This window comes from bacterium, from assembly GCA_026414725.1.
Classification (GTDB): Bacteria; Ratteibacteria; UBA8468; order B48-G9; family JAFGKM01; genus JAAYXZ01.
In genome coordinates this window covers 13,639-31,763 of record JAOAIL010000001.1, presented here as the reverse complement: position 1 = coordinate 31,763, position 18,125 = coordinate 13,639, and the positions used below count along the sequence as shown (strand labels likewise).

Annotated in this window: 20 protein-coding genes; 15 read left to right on the top strand and 5 right to left on the bottom strand. The window is 35.9% G+C overall.

Features of this window, described 5'->3' with window-relative positions; all coding sequences use genetic code 11:
* Nucleotides 1-14: 14 nt before the first annotated feature.
* From N3D17_00160 to N3D17_00150, 3 genes are read right to left on the bottom strand one after another with little or no spacing between them, the layout of a single operon-like run.
* A complete protein-coding gene (locus tag N3D17_00160; protein MCX8081810.1) occupies nucleotides 15-1,109 on the bottom strand; it encodes a DUF362 domain-containing protein in 1,095 nt (364 codons plus the stop codon).
* Nucleotides 1,106-1,951 carry a sugar phosphate isomerase/epimerase gene (locus N3D17_00155; GenBank protein MCX8081809.1) on the bottom strand — a complete coding sequence of 282 codons (846 nt, stop codon included), beginning with the start codon at nucleotides 1,949-1,951 and terminating at the stop codon, nucleotides 1,106-1,108. Before N3D17_00155 ends, N3D17_00160 begins: the two co-directional genes overlap by 4 nt.
* Complete coding sequence (locus N3D17_00150) at nucleotides 1,929-2,096, bottom strand: hypothetical protein (GenBank protein ID MCX8081808.1); 168 nt, start codon at nucleotides 2,094-2,096, stop codon at nucleotides 1,929-1,931. The genes N3D17_00155 and N3D17_00150 overlap by 23 nt, the downstream gene beginning before the upstream one ends.
* On the opposite strand from N3D17_00150, the gene N3D17_00145 reads away from it, so the two are divergent.
* From N3D17_00145 to N3D17_00135, 3 genes are read left to right on the top strand one after another with little or no spacing between them, the layout of a single operon-like run.
* Nucleotides 2,029-3,252, top strand: a complete 1,224-nt coding sequence (locus N3D17_00145; GenBank protein ID MCX8081807.1) for an ATP-binding protein — start codon at nucleotides 2,029-2,031, stop codon at nucleotides 3,250-3,252. The two genes, N3D17_00150 and N3D17_00145, sit on opposite strands and share 68 nt — an antisense overlap.
* Nucleotides 3,236-5,038, top strand: coding sequence for an adenylate/guanylate cyclase domain-containing protein (locus N3D17_00140; GenBank protein MCX8081806.1), 1,803 nt, complete (start codon nucleotides 3,236-3,238; stop codon nucleotides 5,036-5,038). The genes N3D17_00145 and N3D17_00140 overlap by 17 nt, the downstream gene beginning before the upstream one ends.
* A 44-nt stretch (nucleotides 5,039-5,082) precedes the next feature.
* Nucleotides 5,083-6,135 (top strand): FecR domain-containing protein, encoded by a 1,053-nt coding sequence (locus tag N3D17_00135; GenBank protein MCX8081805.1) that lies wholly within the window; start codon nucleotides 5,083-5,085, stop codon nucleotides 6,133-6,135.
* Between the two features lie 69 nt (nucleotides 6,136-6,204).
* Here N3D17_00135 and N3D17_00130 read toward each other — a convergent pair whose 3' ends face one another.
* Nucleotides 6,205-6,588: a response regulator gene (locus tag N3D17_00130; protein MCX8081804.1), complete on the bottom strand. Its 384-nt coding sequence runs from the start codon at nucleotides 6,586-6,588 to the stop codon at nucleotides 6,205-6,207.
* Between the two features lie 96 nt (nucleotides 6,589-6,684).
* Between N3D17_00130 and bamD the strand changes: the two genes are divergently transcribed.
* The 3 genes from bamD to N3D17_00115 are packed head-to-tail and all read left to right on the top strand — an operon-like array spanning nucleotide 6,685 to nucleotide 8,676.
* Complete coding sequence (bamD, locus tag N3D17_00125; GenBank protein ID MCX8081803.1) at nucleotides 6,685-7,602, top strand: outer membrane protein assembly factor BamD; 918 nt, start codon at nucleotides 6,685-6,687, stop codon at nucleotides 7,600-7,602.
* The gene (locus N3D17_00120) at nucleotides 7,565-8,053 is read left to right on the top strand and encodes a hypothetical protein (GenBank protein MCX8081802.1); all 489 of its coding nucleotides are present in this window, start codon (nucleotides 7,565-7,567) and stop codon (nucleotides 8,051-8,053) included. Before bamD ends, N3D17_00120 begins: the two co-directional genes overlap by 38 nt.
* Nucleotides 8,050-8,676 carry a hypothetical protein gene (locus tag N3D17_00115; GenBank protein MCX8081801.1) on the top strand — a complete coding sequence of 209 codons (627 nt, stop codon included), beginning with the start codon at nucleotides 8,050-8,052 and terminating at the stop codon, nucleotides 8,674-8,676. Before N3D17_00120 ends, N3D17_00115 begins: the two co-directional genes overlap by 4 nt.
* A gap of 10 nt (nucleotides 8,677-8,686) precedes the next feature.
* Here the strand turns inward: N3D17_00115 and rpsT are convergent, their stop codons facing one another.
* Nucleotides 8,687-8,968, bottom strand: a complete 282-nt coding sequence (rpsT, locus tag N3D17_00110) for a 30S ribosomal protein S20 (protein MCX8081800.1) — start codon at nucleotides 8,966-8,968, stop codon at nucleotides 8,687-8,689.
* Between the two features lie 102 nt (nucleotides 8,969-9,070).
* Between rpsT and N3D17_00105 the strand changes: the two genes are divergently transcribed.
* The 9 genes from N3D17_00105 to N3D17_00065 all read left to right on the top strand — a co-directional run bounded on the left by N3D17_00105 (nucleotide 9,071) and on the right by N3D17_00065 (nucleotide 18,122).
* Nucleotides 9,071-9,586 carry an RNA polymerase sigma factor gene (locus N3D17_00105; GenBank protein MCX8081799.1) on the top strand — a complete coding sequence of 172 codons (516 nt, stop codon included), beginning with the start codon at nucleotides 9,071-9,073 and terminating at the stop codon, nucleotides 9,584-9,586.
* Nucleotides 9,576-10,064 carry a zf-HC2 domain-containing protein gene (locus N3D17_00100; protein MCX8081798.1) on the top strand — a complete coding sequence of 163 codons (489 nt, stop codon included), beginning with the start codon at nucleotides 9,576-9,578 and terminating at the stop codon, nucleotides 10,062-10,064. Before N3D17_00105 ends, N3D17_00100 begins: the two co-directional genes overlap by 11 nt.
* Before the next feature lie 105 nt (nucleotides 10,065-10,169).
* The gene (gene polX, locus N3D17_00095) at nucleotides 10,170-11,861 is read left to right on the top strand and encodes a DNA polymerase/3'-5' exonuclease PolX (protein MCX8081797.1); all 1,692 of its coding nucleotides are present in this window, start codon (nucleotides 10,170-10,172) and stop codon (nucleotides 11,859-11,861) included.
* Complete coding sequence (locus N3D17_00090; protein MCX8081796.1) at nucleotides 11,858-12,727, top strand: thymidylate synthase; 870 nt, start codon at nucleotides 11,858-11,860, stop codon at nucleotides 12,725-12,727. The genes polX and N3D17_00090 overlap by 4 nt, the downstream gene beginning before the upstream one ends.
* A gap of 14 nt (nucleotides 12,728-12,741) precedes the next feature.
* A complete protein-coding gene (locus tag N3D17_00085; protein ID MCX8081795.1) occupies nucleotides 12,742-13,926 on the top strand; it encodes a hypothetical protein in 1,185 nt (394 codons plus the stop codon).
* A complete protein-coding gene (locus N3D17_00080) occupies nucleotides 13,907-14,941 on the top strand; it encodes a zinc-dependent dehydrogenase (GenBank protein MCX8081794.1) in 1,035 nt (344 codons plus the stop codon). Before N3D17_00085 ends, N3D17_00080 begins: the two co-directional genes overlap by 20 nt.
* Nucleotides 14,942-14,980: 39 nt before the next feature.
* Entirely contained in the window at nucleotides 14,981-15,934 is a 954-nt protein-coding gene (locus N3D17_00075; GenBank protein MCX8081793.1) for a thiamine pyrophosphate-dependent enzyme, read from the top strand.
* 12 nt (nucleotides 15,935-15,946) lie between these two features.
* Nucleotides 15,947-16,924, top strand: coding sequence for an alpha-ketoacid dehydrogenase subunit beta (locus N3D17_00070; protein MCX8081792.1), 978 nt, complete (start codon nucleotides 15,947-15,949; stop codon nucleotides 16,922-16,924).
* Between the two features lie 4 nt (nucleotides 16,925-16,928).
* Nucleotides 16,929-18,122: a 2-oxo acid dehydrogenase subunit E2 gene (locus N3D17_00065; protein MCX8081791.1), complete on the top strand. Its 1,194-nt coding sequence runs from the start codon at nucleotides 16,929-16,931 to the stop codon at nucleotides 18,120-18,122.
* Nucleotides 18,123-18,125 lie beyond the last annotated feature (3 nt).

The following is an 18,125-nucleotide window of genomic DNA, read 5'->3' as shown; positions in this document are numbered from 1 at the left end:
GTTTCTCCTTGTTTTTATGTGAATAGTTTAGCAATCAAACTTTTTTTTATATTAATGGCTTTATAAGGACATACCTCAAAACAACACAGACAATTTATACACTTTTTTCTGTCAAATTTCAAGTTTTCTGATATTGCTTTTACAGGACATACCTCTCTGCAGGCATAACATTTTTTGCATACAGAAGGATTTATTACTGGAATTGCTTTGAAATATTTTGCAAGTAAACATAGAACTGGCTTCAGAACTTTACTGGAAAATATTTTATTTCTCTTTCTGCCCGGTATATTAAACTTTTTAGTAGAAAGCGGTATATCTCCAATAACTTCTATATCAGGTAGTCCATATCTTTCTTTATATATTCTAAGGTATGGGACATCTTCTACTTTTAATCCTGTAAGTTCACAACATATCATATCTATTGCCACTGCATCTCTTCCTCCTATAAGATAACCGGTATGTATTAGATTTCCTGCAGATGGCCCTTCTCCTTCCATAGATATAATAGCATCTATAAGATTAAAGAAAACATATGGTTTAATTACCTGATAATAGGAGATGAGAAATTCAGAAAACTCAACCGGTGAAATGAATTTACTGTGGAGAACACTCTTATGAAAACCGGGTATAAGTCCATAAAGGTTTTTTAATGCAGCAGTTATAACTGTAAGTCCATGTGTCTTCAGTTTAGGTAGATTAAATATTCTGTATTCTTTCAGGTAATCAGTAACAGGAACTTTTTCTTTTTTACCGGATACCTGCAACTCTATCATTATAGAATTGCTGAATTTTACGAGAGGAACACCGGTATTTTGGGAAACATTTTTATATCCGCATTTTTCCCAGTATAACTCTACTGGTTTGTTTACACTTGCAGGGCTGTCTCCTATAATTTTTTTGGGGCTTTTACATAGATTTACAGATATCTCCAGTACAACAGGATGTGTGGTGACCCCTTCTTCAGGTGTTCTTGCAGAAAGCATATTGGGTTTAAATAAAACCTTATCAGGGGATTGTATATTTAAAACAGAAAAAATCTTGTTTATTGCTTTTTCAACCACACTTTTTTCATAAGATGCACATCTTGCTACTACAACCTTTTCTTTCATAATCTCTTAACAACATCCATAAGTTTTTTGCCATATGTGATATATGTCTGATAGGTAACCTCAGGGTCACCGACCTTACCTTCATGGACTACACTTGCAAGGTGTGGCTCTATGGATATAAAGCCATTGTATTCTGATTGTTTCAGGTCTTGCAGTATTTCTTTTACCTTTGCTTCCCCTTCAGCAGGATAGGTTGCCTTTTCTGTCCCATCTGCAAGTGTTTTATAGTCCTTTATATGGACATATCCAATGTACGGTTTTACTTTACTATAAAATTCCCAAGGGTCAACACCTTTATTATAGTGAATAACATTTCCTGTGTCATACAGAATTTTAAAGTTAGGAGAGTTTACTTCCTGATGGAGTTTTAACATATTTTCAATACTCAAGCCCCCCCATCCACTGCAGTTTTCATGAAGGAGAATAACTTTACCATCTTCTGCTATCTTTGTTAGTTCTTTCATTCTTCTTATTGCTTCTTTTCCCCAGTCCTCTTCAGAAAGTGGGTTTTCTTTGTTATTGGGCCATGACATTACCCTTATATATTTTGTATTAAACCTATGCATTCTCGGGATGGCTCTTTTAAGTTCATCTATATCTTTCTGAAAATTTCCTGATATTTCTGTTGCCCAGTTGGCTATGGAACTGGCAAAGCAGGATACCTTTAACCCGGAAGCAATAACTTTTTCAAAGGCATCATCAAACTTTCTATCATCCATAAGTGCAATACCTTCTCCATTAACATTACGTAGTTCAAGGTATTCCCAGCCCAATTCTTTATGTGCTTTTATCTGTATTTCTATTGCCTGACCTGCCTCATCACTTATACCTGAAAATTTCATTCTCTCCTCCTTTTTCATTAAAGTTTACAGCAAAATCTGTTTCTTCGCAATAATCAATAATGTGGTATAATAACATTGTGGGAGACAGAGAGTATCTGCAAAAGTTTAAAGTTCTGAAAAGAATAAGTTCTTTTATATCCTCCATATATAACCTCCACCAGTTGCTTAATCTGATAATGGAAGAAAGCAAAAATATTCTTAAAGCAGAAGCCAGTTCCCTCCTTCTTTATGACAGAGAGAAGAAAGAACTTTTTTTTGAGGTTGCTACAGGAGAAAAAGGCAGAGATGTAAAAGCAATAAAACTTAAACTCGGACAGGGTATTGCAGGAATATGCGCACAGGAAAAGAGATTAATAAATGTTAAAGATGTTTCAAAAGATAAAAGATTCTTCTCTCTCGCTGATAAGAAAAGCCATTTTAAGACAAAAAGTATACTTGCAGTTCCTCTTACCGGTAAAAAAGGTAAACTGCTGGGTGTACTTGAGGTTTTGAACAGAAAAGATGGCAAACCGTTTGATAAAAAAGATGAAGAGCTAATGAGAATTATTGCTTCTCAGGCAGCCCTTACAATAGAAAATGCGCATTTATATATTGAAAATGTGAAAAATGCACGGATGGCAGGTGTTGGTGAAACAATGCTTTCTCTCTCCCATGATATTAAAAATATACTTAATGGGCTGGTAGGTGGTATTTCTCTTATTGATGAAACAATAGGGGCTTCTACCGAGGAATATGTGAAAGAGGGCTGGAATATAGTAAAGGCAAATGTTAATAGAATCTCAGAACTTATACTTGATATGCTTAATTATTCTTCCAAGAAAAAACCACTCTTGCAGGAGGTAGAGTTGAATAGTTTTATAAGGGATGTTACAGGTGTCTATAATGAAAAGATAAGGGAAAAAAACATAAAAGTTGAGTATCAACTGGATGAGAAGATTAAAAATGTAAAAGTAGATGTAGATGGTATGCAGAGAGTTGTACTCAATCTTTTTACTAACGCCTGTGAGGCAGTTACTGAAGGGACAGGGTTTATAAAAATTTCAACAGAGATGGAGAGTACTGGAATGTATCTTATAAAGATATCTGATAACGGGACAGGAATTCCACCTGAAAATTTAAAGAAGATATTTGAAGTCTTCTTTACAACCAAAGGACATAAAGGAACAGGACTGGGCCTTCCTGTTGTTAAAAAGATAGTTACAGAACATAAGGGAGATATTAATGTTGTTTCTGAACAGGGCAAGGGGACAACATTTATTCTGAAACTACCTGTAGATCCGGAAAATGTTAAGAAGAAATGAAAAGATATTTATAATAGCTTTTGTTGTAAATATAGTACTATTTTTTCTATTCAGATTGGACTTTCTTAAAAGATTGGAAAATACCACTTATGACTGGAGGATAAAATACCTTCAGAATAAACAACCAACAGGTAATATAGTAATTATTTTTATAGGAGATGATACCCTTTCTCTTCTCGGAGAATGGCCGATTTCGAGAGAGTGGTATGCAGAAATAGTAAAGATATTGAAAGGTATGGGGGCAAAGGCAATTGTTTTTGATATTTTATTTGTTGAACAGAAGGAAGGTGATAAGGAATTTGTAGAAGCGATAAAAGACGCAGGTAATGTTGTCCTGCCCTTCTTTTTTGACCGTCCAGAAGTGAAAAAAGGAATCTTAGAGGCAGAAAAAATAGTGGAACCAGTTGAAGAAATCAAGAGGTATGCGGTATCCACTGGCTTCATCAATATTATACCTGATAAAGATGGGGTTATAAGGAAGTATCCACTTTTTATAGATTACAATGGGAAGACATACAGGTCTCTTGATATATCTGTAGTAGAGGATATATTGGATGGTTCTATTTTAAGGATGGGAAAAGGATTCATTGAGTTTGAGATAGACGGGCAAAAAAGAAAAATTCCTGTAAATGAAGACAGGTCTGTTTACCTCAATGTCTATAATGACCTTAAAAAATTTCCTAACTATTCATTTGTTCAGGTATTCCAGTCCTATATGGGAAAGGCATCTTTTGTACCACCGGACGCATTCAGAGATAAAATAGTTATTATAGGAATAACAGCAACAGGAGTACCTGATACAGGGAATGTTCCAGGGGTTGCTGGTTATCCTCTTGTAGGTGTCCATGCGAGTTTTTTAGAGAATTTTCTTAAAGGGGAGTTCATAAGAAAGGCAGGAGATATTCCTAATTTTTTCATACCGCTATGTTTTTCACTTTTTTCAGGGACCATTGCCATTACATTTTCTCCTGTTATTAGTGTAATCTCTATTATGTTTCTTATCTGTCTTTTCATAACACTTACATTCTTTTTATTTATATCAAAACTTTTCTGGATAGATGTTTTTTATCCTGTTATAAGTATCCTTATTGTTTATGGGGTAGTAGTACTTGTTAAATTTATTTGGGAAGTGAAGGATAAAGCGAGGATAAGGAATATTTTTGGAAGATATGTATCTCCACAGGTAATGGAAAAGATTCTCGCTCTTAAAGGAGAGATTATGCTCTGGGGAGAAGAAAAAACAATAACAGTTCTTTTTGCAGATATCAGGGGCTTTACTTCTTATGCTGATAACCATTCTCCTGAAGAGACATTTTCTTTTCTTAATAGAGTATTAAGTATTATGACAGATGCGATATTTAAATTTGGTGGTACACTTGATAAATTTATAGGAGATGAGGTGATGGGTATATATGGAGCTCCTGTTGATGACCCTGAACATGCACTTAATGCAGTATATTCAGGAATAGAGATGATTAAGAAAATACAAGAATTCAGCGGAGATGTACAGATAGGATTGGGGATAAATACAGGTAAGGCAGTTATAGGGAATATAGGAACCACTCAGAGGATGGAATATACAGCCATAGGAGACACAGTAAATGTTGCTGCAAGAATAGAAGAACTTACTTCTGGTGGTGAGATACTTATTGGAGAAGAGACATATAATCTTGTGAAGGAAAGGGTAATTTGTGAGCCGGCAGGTGTATTTACTATCAGAGGAAAACAGGATAAACTGAAACTGTACAGGGTGATAATAACATGCCCGGAAGATGTACAGAGTTAAAGGATTAAATTGATAGAAAGATTTTTTATACAGGGGAGAGCAATATGGAAAAGAAAAAAATACTTTTTGGGTTGATAGTCATAATTTATTTAAGTTTATTCTGTTTTGCAGGAGATAATCCGATAATGCTCGCTGAAAGGACTGGTTCAGTATATTACTGGAATTCTGCTACTACCAGATGGGAAGACCTTCCTGTGAAGAGTAAACTTACTGAAGGGATGTTTGTAAAAGTTGACTCTGGAGGGAAAGCAATTATCTCTTTTGGAAAAAAAGCAGTTATAACCCTTTCGGAAAATACAGCGATAAAGATAGAACGTTCACTTTTTGACGAGAAGGATGAGATAAAAGAGATAAAAGTCCAGTTGCCTAAGGGAAAGGTATGGTCTGTAGTGGAGAAACTTCCTGAACCAGACAGGAAGTTTAACATAGAGACACCCAATACCATTGCAGGGGTAAGGGGGACAATATTTACTACAAACTATAATCAGCAGGATGATACCACAACAGTGGGGGTAATTGCAGGAGAGGTGGGAGTGGCATCAACAAAGACCCCAGGTTATGTAATCCTTAAAGAAAATATGTCCACAGTTATAGTTGCGAATAAACCACCTGTTCCACCACAGATGCTTGAGGAAAAAGAAAAACAGGAATGGGAAAACTGGAAGAACAGTATTCCATTTTCCGAGATAGGTATTGTTGGTGGTATTGCTGAGATAAATGCTATGCAGATACAGGAAGCAGCAAGAATAGTCAGAGAATTAAGTATGGCAAAGAAGGGTACTGAAAAGGTAATAAATGACTTTTCTGCGATAGAGAATGCTATAAAACTTTTCTACGCGGATACTGGAACAGTTCCTACAAAACTGGAGGATTTGATGAAAAACCCTGATATTCAGGGATGGAACGGACCATATTTAGGTGCTGGAACAACCTTTATGGACCCTTATGGTAGACCATACCAGTATAAAAAGAAGAAAACACCAGCAGGAAAGGAATACATTGAACTCTCTACATTTGGACTTATAGGCGCAACAGGTGATACATATGGAGAAGAGAAGAAGATTATATTTATAGAAAAGTTGAAAGAAGCCCTGTAAAACAGAAATTTTTAATCTTTCTGTTTTTCTCATTTCTATATCTTTTTTGAAAAGATTATGGATAATGAGTTAAAAAAGGGACTCTATTTTTTCAACAAGAATTTTGATACTTCCAGGTTCTTTATGTATGTAGTGGGTGTTAGGAGTGTCTAATATCTTTGTATTGAACTGCTGTTGTGTAAGAGCTGTATAGAAAAATATAGGGATATTTCTATATTCGTTCTGTTTTCTCAGATACTCTCCAATATTTCCACCATACCCCATATTCATAAGGTCAACTATTGCTACATCTATGGGTTTTTTTTCTCTCTCAAGGTCCTGCATTGCTGCTGCAGCATCTGTATATTCAAGAACATTATGTCCCTTTCTTTTGAATTCAATAGTAATAATTTTTCTTATAGTATCATCATCCTCTATTATCATTATATTCAGCTGTTTTTCTATCCCTTCCATTGTATCCTCCATTAGGCGTACTATATTATAAACTTGAAGATAATAAAGGTAAAGAAAAAAATATGCTGGTATGGTATAATAAAAAAGGAGGACAAAATGAAATATAAAATAATAATTTTTGTATCCTTTCTTTTTTCTCTTCATTGCCTTGCTTACTGGGAGTGGACACCCAAAACAGGCAAGTGGATAAATCCAAAGTATGCTGTCAAAGATACCCCTAAGGAACAGTTTGAATGGGCAGAACAGTTGAAGAGAGAGGGTAATATAGACAGTGCAATATGGGAATACGAGAAACTTTTGAGGCATTATCCTGATTCAGAATATGCTGCATCTTCCTGCTTTATTCTCGGTGAACTTTATCAGTCAAAAGGAGATAATAAAAAGGCATTTGATTATTATCAAAAGATTGTGGATAAATATCCTTCATCTCCCTTTCTTATGGAGGCAATAAAGAGACAGGGAAAGATAGCAGAAGAGGAGATTGAAAAAGGTTCTGGCTGGCTTTTCTTTAAAGAGAGGAAAGAAGAAAGGGGTGAGATGCTTGCTACAGTTATAGAAAATCACCCATATGCAGAAGATTCAGAGAAAAGAGCGATAGAATTAGGGAAGTTTTATCTTGAAACCAAACAGTACAAGAAAGCAAAGGAAGTGTTTTCTGATATAGTAATGAAGTACACTAATCCTTCTATACTTGAAGAAGCACACTTTTATCTCATAAAGACAGAATTCCTTTCCGTTCCGGAGGTCTCCACCGATATAAGGCAGTATGAAGGAGTAAAGAAAAATATAGAGACATTTCTTGCACTTTACGGAGAGAGTACTTACAGAGATGAAGTGATGAAAATTAAAAATAAGATTATGGAGAATGAAGCGAAGAGATATTTTGAAATTGCTTCTTTTTATGAAAAGGCAGGAAACAAGAACTCGGCAAACTACTATTATAAGATTCTTGTTGATAATTATGCGGAAACAAGTTATGGTAAAGATGCTTCTAAGAAACTACGTAGTAATTAGTATGACTTTGTTACTATGTGGATGCGGTTATAAGTTTATCTCAAATGCTAAAGCAAAAATTTTTATACAGCCAGTATTGAACTATTCTTTACAACCACTTGTAGATATCTATCTAACAGAATTTTTAAGGGATGTATTTATTAAATATGCAGAGTATCAGCCAGTTAAAAATTCATCTGATGCAGAATATACATTGAAGGTTCTTATCAAAAAGTGGGAGAGAACCCCATTATTTTTTTCTGGAGAAAGGTCAAGGGAGATAGTTATTGCAAAGTTTATTATAGAAGCAGAAGTAATACTATATAAAGGTGAAAATATTGTATTTACTGATACCATTACAGATAATATTTCAACCTCTTTAGGTAAGGAATATGAAGAGGAGGGTGTTCTTAAAGATATTTCAGAGAAACTGGCGAATAAGATTTATTTCCGTATTATTGATAGAAAATGATAGATAAGAACAACTATATAATTATTGGGGATGATGCGAAAGCAGAGGAATTAAAACAACATCTTATAGAGAAATATGGTATAGAAAAAGGTGAAATAAAGACGGTTTTTGCAGATGAGATATCTATAAAAGTACTTCTTGATGAAACAGGTTTTTTACCGCTTTTTTCAAATAAAAAACTCATCCATATAAAAAACTGTGAAAAGATAAACAAAGAGGACTGTAAACTCTTAAAGGACCTTTTTGAAAATCCTAAAGAGGATATATTTCTTATCCTTAGCGGTAAAGAGATAAAAGATGTACTTGCTGATTATGTGGATATAATGTTAAAAGAAGAAGTACCTTTAGAACTTTTCCCTGCTATCTTCTATATGAAAGGTCCGAAAGATAAAAAGAAGATAATATCTCTTATAAGAGAATATATAACACATAATCCACATGACTTTCCTGCTGTAATTAACGCTTCTTTTATATATTTAAGGAATACTATCAAAAATAAGAAGAATATTGATGAGAAGATTTTTGATTCGTATCAAAAACTTTACAATCTTGATTTTAATCTTAAAATAGGCAAGATGGGTGAAGAAGAGTTTGATGTATTTCTTTTCTCTATTCTTCCCTGACTTTTTATTCTTAACCAGTTTTTATCTGTTTTCCGTATTTCTTTAAAAATAGGGCTAATCTACTTTTCTTCCTGGCAGCAGTATTTTTGTGTATTACACCTTTTGCAACGGCTTTATCAATCATCTTATATGTTTTTTTCAGCATATCCTGTACTTCTGCTTTTTGAGTTAAAATTGCTTTCTTTACATCTTTTATTGATTTTTTAATGGCTTCTTTAATTTTTTTGTTGTAATACCTCTTTTTCTTTTCCTGTCTCTGCCTTTTTAAAACGTTCTTTTTCTTTTTCGCCATATCTCTATCTCCTTTTATAGTATTGATGAAAGTGGTATGATAATACCATAAACTAAACCTTTTATCAAGAACATCTGTCATAATAAAGAAGAATGGAAAAATATGCCAGATGAAAAAAAGATAATATTTGAAGAATTTTATAAGGAATATGCAGGGAAACTATATAGTGTGGCATTCAGAATGGTTAGTAACAAGCAGGATGCTATGGACATAGTTCAGGAAAGTTTTATAAGGGCATACCAGAACTGGGAAAAGTTTAGAAATGAAGCCGCTGTTTCTACCTGGTTATACAGGATAACACTTAATCTTTCTTATGATTTTTTGAATAAAAGGTCACAGAAAGGGTTATTACCTATTGAAAAGGACTTTGAAGATGAAAGATTACATATTGGAGAAAAGAATCTCATAAATTCAGACAGGATAGATAGTATTAAGAAAGAGATAGATAATCTTACTCCAAAACAGAAAGCGGTTTTTATATTAAAGTGTTATGAGGAGCTTACATATGAAGAGATTGCCCGACTTACAAAAAGCAGGATAGGAACTGTAAAAGCGACATACTTTCAGGTTATACAGAAGATAAAGAAAAACCTGGGAGGTAAGAAAAATGGTATGTAAAAGATATGAAAGATTAATGGTGGATTATCTCGCAGGGGAATTATCCCAGATAGATAGAGAGAATCTTATGATACATCTAAAAGAATGTTTAGATTGTAGTAAATTGTTTGAGGAGTATAGAGAAATCATTGTAAAAAGTAGAAGTATAGAAATATCTGTACCTCAAATGGATGTATGGGAAAAGAAACTCTCTGATATAAAGGTATCTATCCCGCATCGCATCTCCATTATTAAACCCGTGTTCGCTCTGGTTTCTCTATTACTTATTGTATCTTTATTTTTGATAAAAAGGACTGATAATGAAAAGGAAAAGATAGTTTTTAGGAGCGGTAAAAATGGTTATGGAATTGTTCTTACCTCTCTACCATATTCTGAACAGAGTATCCTTGAAAAAATTGACTATATAGATGAGGAGAGTGCGTCAGAAATTCTTGGTGCTGTTCTTGAAACCCCCACAATCACCCCTTATGAGTATTAAGGCAGAAGTAAAAACTGTTTCTTCTTTATGCTATTTATTTATACTAAACTATCTTGCCATAGTTTCTGAAAACCTGTAAGATATAATAAGTTAAAGGTAATAATAATGGGGAAAAATACTGAGATAGCGGATATTTTTGATAAAATTGCAGATGCCCTTGAGTTTAAGGGAGAGATGGTCTTTAAGGTGAATGCTTACAGGAAGGCAGCGAGGGTATTAAGGGAGTTTTCAGGAGATTTATCTTCCATACATCCCTCTGAGATTGAAGGGATAGGTAAGGGTATGACAGAAAAGATAGAGGAGTATCTTAAGACAGGTAGAATTAAAAAATATGAGGAGGTAATTGCTGATATACCTGAAGGACTTTTAGAACTCCTAAATATACCGAATATGGGACCTAAAACCCTTCAACTTCTACATAAAGAGTTAGGAGTTAATAATCTTAAAGATCTTGAGAGGGTAATAGAGGAAGGTAAGGTGGCTATCCTGCCAGGTATGGGAGAAAAAAAAGAGGAGAATATAAAAAAAGGGATTTTTCTATATAAAGAGGGAAGGGCAAGGATACCCCTTGCTACTGCATTGATGGTATCAAGGGAAGTTGTAAAACCACTGATTGCTATATCAGAGAATGTCTCTCCTGCTGGCTCTTTAAGAAGGATGAAAGAAACCATAGGAGATATAGATATCCTTGCTACAGGGGACAGGACAGAAGATATTATTGAAAGATTTGTGAGGCAACCATATGTTAAGGAGATATTAGCAAAAGGGGATACGAAGGCATCTGTGAGAACTTCCTTTGAGGATATGCAGGTTGACCTGCGGGTTGTTGAGAAAGATTGCTGGGGTGCAGCACTTTTATATTTTACTGGTTCAAAGGCACATAATATAAAACTCAGAGGACTGGCAAAGGATAAAGGGCTTAAGATAAATGAATACGGTGTATTCAGAGGGACAAAGAAGGTTGCAGGTAAAACGGAAGAAGAGGTATATAACAAATTAGGACTTAAATGGATACCTCCGGAGATAAGGGAAGATAGAGGAGAAATAGAAGCATCAATGGAAGATAGATTACCGGTTCTTATAGAACAAATAGATATAAGAGGGGACCTTCATGTTCACTCAAACTACTCTGATGGTATGGATGAGATTGAAAAAATTGTTGTTGCAGCAAAAAAGATGGGGTATGAATATATAGGTATATGTGACCACTCAAAGACATCCAAGATAGCAGGTGGTCTTGATGAGGAAACCTTGAAAAGAAGGAATGAGGAGATAGACATAGTTCAGGAGAAAATAAAGGGGATAAAGATATTGAAAGGGATGGAGGTTGATATACTTTCTGATGGTTCTCTTGACTATTCTGATTCAATACTGGAGAAACTTGATTTTGTTATAGCAGCAATCCATCAGGGGTTTGCAAAAAATGTTACTGAAAGGATGAAAAAGGCAATGGATAATCCTTTTGTAGATATTATTTCACATCCTACAGGAAGATTGTTATCAGGTAGAGAAGGGTATAAGATAGATATTGAAGATATAATGGGATATGCAGTGAAAAAAGGGGTTGTTCTTGAAATTAATGCCTCTTATGACCGGCTTGACCTGAATGATGTGAATATTATTAAAGCAAAGGGATATGGAGCAAAATTTATTATAGGGACAGATGCACACAGTACAGGAATGCTTGGAGATATGGAATTAGGTATAGGGACTGCGAGAAGGGGATGGCTTGGGAAAAAGGAAGTTCTTAATACATACAGATGGGAAGATATCCCACTGAGAAGGAGGAAGAGATGATACCAGTGTTGATGGTAAAGGGAGAAACAGTAGCAGAAGTATGGGAAAAGAGTTTATTAGAACTATGGGAGAAGGGTTTTTCTATAAAAACAGAGTATGACAGACCCGAAGACCCTGAGAGTAAAGATGCTACTATGATAATGGTTGTGAATAATCCATTTGCTGAACCGAGAATCCATCTTGCTTTCCCTGGGGGTATAGAAGACCTTGAAAAGTACAGGCAGGAGGTTGTGGATGGTGTCCACGACCACTGGATATGTCCTGAGGAGAAGAAGTGGACATATACATATCACGATAGGTTGTTCAACTATAACATTCCGGAAAGTCCTGAACAGAGAAGGGTCAATCAGATTGACTATATTGTTGAAAAACTCAGTTCAGTACCTTTCAGTAGAAGGGCACAGGCAATTACATGGATTCCGTTTTATGACCCGCAGACGTATGACCCCCCATGTCTTCAACGGCTCTGGTGCAGGATAGTTAAAGGGTATGGTGGGAAAAAATATCTTGTGATGAATGTCCACTGGCGCTCAAGGGATGCATACAGGGCTGCGTTTATGAATATATTCGGGCTTACTTCTCTACAGCAATTTATTGCTGAAAAAATATCTGAAAGGACAGGTGAAGAAATTAAGGTCGGACAGTATACAGACATAGCAGATTCCTACCACATATATGGAGAAAGTATTGCTGATTTCAAAGAAAGGTTTCTTAAACTTCTTGAAAAAAGGGATTTTTATAATGCTGAACATACAAAGAGTAGAACTTTAAGGAGTGATAGCCCTGTTGCACAGGCGGGCTTTGAATATGGCAGACAACTTCTTGAGATGGAAAAGAAGACAGGGAAAAAAGGTGCTACCTTTTAAGACAGGAGACAGTATTGATAGAAAAGAGAAAGGTGGTAATATTCGGGGCAGGACAGATAGGAAGGGGATTTATCGGAGATATATGCCACAGTTCAGGTTATCATCTGGTATTTGTAGATGTGGTGGAAGAAGTTGTTAATATGCTAAATGAAAAGAAAGAGTATCCCTTATGGTTGCTCGGTAATGATAGAAAAGAAGAAAAGTTAATAACAGACCTTTCTGCAATACATTTTTCAGATAGAGAAAAAATTTCACAGATTCTTGTAGATACAGATGTTGTTTTTACTGCTGTCGGTGCAAATAATATTAAGTCATTAGCTCCTCTTTTAGCAGATGGGATAGATAGAAAGGCAGAGATATTCCCTGATTCATATTTCAATGTGGTAATATGTGAGAATCTTCTCGGCAGTTCAGATATTCTGAAAGAAGAAATCAAAAAATACCTTTCATCTGGTGGCATGTCCTTTTTAGAAAACCGCACAGGACTTATAGAGAGTGTTGTAAGCAGGATGGTGGCACCTCTCTCTGATGATATGAGAAAAAAGTACCCTCTTTTGGTTACTGTTGAACCATATAATATACTTCCGGTGGAGAAGAAAAAATTCAGAGGAGATATTCCCCCAATCAAAGGATTATATCCTGTGGAAGACCTTTTCCCTTATGAAGAGTTAAAGTTATTTATTCATAATCTATCACATGCCTGCCTCGCGTATTTAGGATATCTTAAAGGTTATACCTATATATGGGAAGCACTTGAGAACCCTGATATAAGAGATATCTTTGATGAAGTTGTGAGTGAAACACGTGCAGCACTTATAAAAAAACATAATTTTAATACTTCTGAGATAGATGAATACATCAACGACCTTGTAAAAAGGTTTGGCAATAAACTACTCAAGGATACTGTATTCAGGGTTGGGAGAGACCCTTTAAGAAAAATAGGACATAATGATAGGATTGCAGGTGCGATAAATCTATGCCTTTCTCAGGGTATATACCCTGAGAAAATATGTTTTGTTATGGCTACCTGCCTGTGTTATAATTATCCAGAAGATAAAAGCGCGATGGAGATGCAGAAGATGATAAAAGAGAAGGGTATTTTTTATATACTTAAAGAGGTCTCTAAGATAGAAGAAAGAGAGATTATTGATAAGATAGGGTATTATTATGAGAGGATTAATGAAAGCAGCAGTTCTTAAAAGACCTGAGGAGATTTCTATAGAGGGGGTTCCAGTTCCTGTCCCCGGGGATAATGAGGTTGTTATAAAAGTTAAAAGTTGTGCTATATGCGGGACAGATGTAAAGGTTTTTCATTACGGGCATAAACATATCATTTTCCCTCGTATTACAGGTCATGAGGTGAGTGGTGTTATAAGTGTGGTTGGGAAAAATGTTTCTGGACTGAAAGAAGGGGACCGTGTAGCAGTTGCTCCTGCTATTCCATGTGGTAGATGTTATTACTGCAGAAAGGGATACCAGTCAATGTGTGATAACCTTAAGGCAATTGGCTATCATTATGATGGTGGGTTCGCAGAATATATGCTTGTGCCAGAGGATGCAGTGAGGAATGGATGTGTAAATAAAATTCCTGATAATGTATCTTTTGAATATGCATCTCTGGCGGAACCACTTGCCTGTGTAATTAATGGCCAGTTGTTAAGCCGTATAGAAGTAGGGGATACTGTTTTAATACTCGGTGCAGGTCCTATAGGATGTCTCCATGCAGAACTTGCAAAGAATACAGGAGCAGGAAGGGTCTTTCTCGCGGATGTTTCATCAGATAGGATAAAAATGGCTGAATTTACAGGAGCAATACTGGTGGATATGGGGAAGGAAGATATAAAGAAAGTAATTACTGACCTTACTGATGGCAAGATGGCTGACAGGGTTATAGTAGCAGCAGGTGTCCATCAGGCACAGGAGATTGCTCTGGAACTTGTATCTAAAAGAGGGTCTGTTAACTATTTTGGTGGACTTCCGAAAGAAAAGCCATTTATTAATTTTAACAGTAATCTTGTACACTATGGTGAATTTTTTGTTATTGGTACACATGGTTCAAGTCCATTACATAACAGGATTGCTCTGGACCTTATCTCTTCAGGCAGGATAAATCCTGGTAGATATATAACACACCGATATCCGCTGGAAGAGATAAAAACAGGACTTGAAAAGGCAGAAAAAAAAGAGGGCCTGAAGATAATAATAACACCTTAAGTTAGAGGATTAACAGATTATATTAAAGGAGAAGAGATAATGAATAAGGAACTTGCAAAGAAGTTGCTTCAGCAGATGATGGAAATCAGACATTTTGAAGATAGGATTATGGACCTTCTTGCTAAGAATATAGCGGAAGGGGGTTCACATTTATATGCAGGTATGGAGGCAGTGGCTACAGGTGTGATTTCAATGTTGAGACAGGATGATTACATCACGAGTACACACAGAGGACATGGACATGCGATAGCAAAGGATGGGGATATCAAGGCACTTATGGCTGAGATACTGGGTAAAAAAACGGGTGTGTGCAAAGGAAAAGGTGGTTCTCTTCATCTTGCAGACCTTTCAAAAGGAAACTTAGGTGCCAATGGAGTTGTAGCAGGTGGTTTAGGTATAGCAACAGGTGCAGGGTTATCAATGAAATTACAGAAGAAAGATAGAGTTGTTGTATGTTTCTTTGGAGATGGGGCGACAAATAATGGTATATTCTTTGAATCACTTAATATGGCATCCTTATGGAAATTACCTGTTATATATGTGTGTGAAAATAATCTTTATGGAATGAGTGTATCTGTAAAACGTTCAAGTGCCGTAGAAGACCTTTCTAAAAAAGCACTTGCTTTTGATATGCCTTCTGAAACAGTAGATGGGCAGGATGTTCTCGCTGTAAGAGAGGTGGCAGGTAAGTGGATTGAATATGCAAGAAGTGGCAAAGGACCGAGTTTTATCGTAGCGAATACTTATAGATACTATGGACACAGCAGGAGTGACCCAAGGGTTTACAGAACGAGAGAAGAAGAAAAATTCTGGAGAGAAAGGGACCCTATTAAATTATTTTCAGCAAGAATGGTAGGGCAGGGAGTTCTTACAGAAGAAGAAGTTAAGGAATTAGAGGAATTTGTTATCAGGGAGATAGATGAGGCAGTGGAATATGCTATAAATAGTCCTTTCCCTGAACCAGAAGAGTTATATACTGACCTTTACGTATGAAAGGAGAGATGAATGAGGGAGATAACATACAGAGAGGCACTCAATGAGGCACTTATAGAGGAGATGGAGAGAGACCAGAAGGTTTTTTTATTGGGGGAGGACATTGCTATATATGGTGGTGCTTATGGAGTAACAGCAGGTTTGTGGAAGAAGTATGGTGATGAACGTGTACTAGATACTCCTATATCAGAAAATGCAATTGTGGGGGTTGGGCTTGGAGCAGCACTTACGGGTATGAGACCTGTTGCTGAAATTATGTACATTGATTTTATAGGACTCTGTCTTGAGCAACTTAACAATCAGGTGGCAAAGATAAGATATATGTTTGGTGGTAAATGTACAGTTCCTCTGACTATAAGGACTGAAGGTGGTGCAGGAAGAACACTTGGAGCGCATCATTCACAGAGTTTGGAGTCATGGCTCATACATATTCCAGGAATTAAGGTAGTTATGCCTTCTACTCCTTATGATGCAAAAGGACTTCTTAAAAGTTCAATAAGAGAAGATAATCCGGTTGTCTTTATTGAGCATAAAATGCTTTATAATACAAAAGGACCTGTTCCAGAAGAAGAATATACTATACCTATAGGAGTTGCGGATATAAAAAAGGAAGGAGCAGATGTTTCTCTTATAACCTATTCTCGTATGACACTTTTCTCACTTAAGGCAGCAGAAATTCTTGAAAAAGAAGGGATTTCTGTTGAGGTTCTGGATTTAAGGACACTACTTCCTATGGATATAGAAGCAATTGTAAAAACAGTAAAAAAGACAAACAGGGTAATAATAGTAGAGGAGGACTGTAAGACAGGTGGGACAGGTGCAGAGATTACAGCCCAGATTATGGAGAATGCCTTTGACTATCTTGATGCACCTGTTGTAAGGGTAGCAGGGGCAGATGTTCCAATGCCGAAAAGTCCTGTTCTGGAGAAGTTAGCAATACCCGATGTTGAAAGGATATGTGATGCAGTTAGAAACCTTGTAGCGAGGTGAATTTATGATTAAAGAAATCATAATGCCAAAATTAGGTGAGACAATGGAAGAGGGATACCTTGTTTCATGGAAGAAGAATGAAGGGGACAGGGTTGAGAAAGGAGAGGTTATTTTTGAGGTTATGAGTGATAAAACAAATTTTGAGGTTGAGGCACTGGAAAGTGGGTATTTGAGGAAGAAACTTTATGAACCGTCTGATAATGCCATACCTGTGACAACGGTTATTGGTTATCTTTCTGATACTCCTGATGAACCACTTGATATTATGGAGAAGAAAAGTGGAACAAAAGCCGATGTATCTGAAGAGAGGACTTTGGACAAAACACATATCCCCGAAGTACAGAAGAGAGCAGAAACTGATACATCAGGGAGAATAAAGGCAAGTCCTGTAGCAAAAAAGTTAGCAGAAGAAGCAGGGATAGATATTACTGTTATAAAAGGTTCTGGTCCTGAAGGAAGGATTGAAAAAAAGGATGTACTTGACTATCTTTCCAGTAAAAAGGAAGAGGTAAAGAAAACATCTTCTGAGGAATATACAGTAAAAGAGTGGTCTCCTTTAAGAAGAATTATTGCAAAACGGCTCGGCGAAAGTAAAAGAGAGATACCACATTTTTACTTACAGGGAAAATTTAATGTCAACGGGATAGCAAAGATAAAAGATATTAAAAAGAACGAAGGAGTAGACCTTACCTATACGGATTTTCTTATTTTTTTCGCAGCCAGGGCGATTAAAGAATATCCTTTGATAAATGCAGCACTTATAAATGATGAGATAAGGATATATTCTTCAGTCGATATAGGACTGGCTGTTTCTGTTGAAGATGGGCTTGTGGTTCCTGGGTTAAGAAAATGTGATAGTAAAACTATATATCAGATATCAGAGGAGAGGAAAAAGATTATTGAAAAGGCACGATTAAATAAACTTACTGAAGAAGACACTAAAAATGTAAGATTTATAATCTCTAATTTAGGAATGTATGGTGTAGAGAATTTTCAGCCGATAATAAGTCCACCAGGGTTAGCGATTATGGGAGTGGGGAAAATTGATAAAGAGGTTGTGGTGATGGATGATAAAATTGGCATAATTTCTGTGATGAATATCTCTTTTTCATTTGATCACAGGGTTATTGATGGTGCTTATGCAGGAATGTTTTATAAAAAATTTAAGGAGATGATAGAAAGTCCTGTGCTGGAATAAACT

Coding starts and splice junctions, on each gene's coding strand:
- N3D17_00160 (MCX8081810.1), bottom strand. CDS start 1,109: ATGAAAGAAAAGGTTGTAGTAGCAAGATGTGCATCTTATGAAAAAAGT.
- N3D17_00155 (MCX8081809.1), bottom strand. CDS start 1,951: ATGAAATTTTCAGGTATAAGTGATGAGGCAGGTCAGGCAATAGAAATA.
- N3D17_00150 (MCX8081808.1), bottom strand. CDS start 2,096: ATGGAGGATATAAAAGAACTTATTCTTTTCAGAACTTTAAACTTTTGC.
- N3D17_00140 (MCX8081806.1), top strand. CDS start 3,236: ATGTTAAGAAGAAATGAAAAGATATTTATAATAGCTTTTGTTGTAAAT.
- N3D17_00135 (MCX8081805.1), top strand. CDS start 5,083: ATGGAAAAGAAAAAAATACTTTTTGGGTTGATAGTCATAATTTATTTA.
- N3D17_00130 (MCX8081804.1), bottom strand. CDS start 6,588: ATGGAAGGGATAGAAAAACAGCTGAATATAATGATAATAGAGGATGAT.
- bamD (MCX8081803.1), top strand. CDS start 6,685: ATGAAATATAAAATAATAATTTTTGTATCCTTTCTTTTTTCTCTTCAT.
- N3D17_00120 (MCX8081802.1), top strand. CDS start 7,565: ATGGTAAAGATGCTTCTAAGAAACTACGTAGTAATTAGTATGACTTTG.
- N3D17_00115 (MCX8081801.1), top strand. CDS start 8,050: ATGATAGATAAGAACAACTATATAATTATTGGGGATGATGCGAAAGCA.
- rpsT (MCX8081800.1), bottom strand. CDS start 8,968: ATGGCGAAAAAGAAAAAGAACGTTTTAAAAAGGCAGAGACAGGAAAAG.
- N3D17_00105 (MCX8081799.1), top strand. CDS start 9,071: ATGCCAGATGAAAAAAAGATAATATTTGAAGAATTTTATAAGGAATAT.
- N3D17_00100 (MCX8081798.1), top strand. CDS start 9,576: ATGGTATGTAAAAGATATGAAAGATTAATGGTGGATTATCTCGCAGGG.
- polX (MCX8081797.1), top strand. CDS start 10,170: ATGGGGAAAAATACTGAGATAGCGGATATTTTTGATAAAATTGCAGAT.
- N3D17_00090 (MCX8081796.1), top strand. CDS start 11,858: ATGATACCAGTGTTGATGGTAAAGGGAGAAACAGTAGCAGAAGTATGG.
- N3D17_00080 (MCX8081794.1), top strand. CDS start 13,907: ATGAAAGCAGCAGTTCTTAAAAGACCTGAGGAGATTTCTATAGAGGGG.
- N3D17_00075 (MCX8081793.1), top strand. CDS start 14,981: ATGAATAAGGAACTTGCAAAGAAGTTGCTTCAGCAGATGATGGAAATC.
- N3D17_00070 (MCX8081792.1), top strand. CDS start 15,947: ATGAGGGAGATAACATACAGAGAGGCACTCAATGAGGCACTTATAGAG.
- N3D17_00065 (MCX8081791.1), top strand. CDS start 16,929: ATGATTAAAGAAATCATAATGCCAAAATTAGGTGAGACAATGGAAGAG.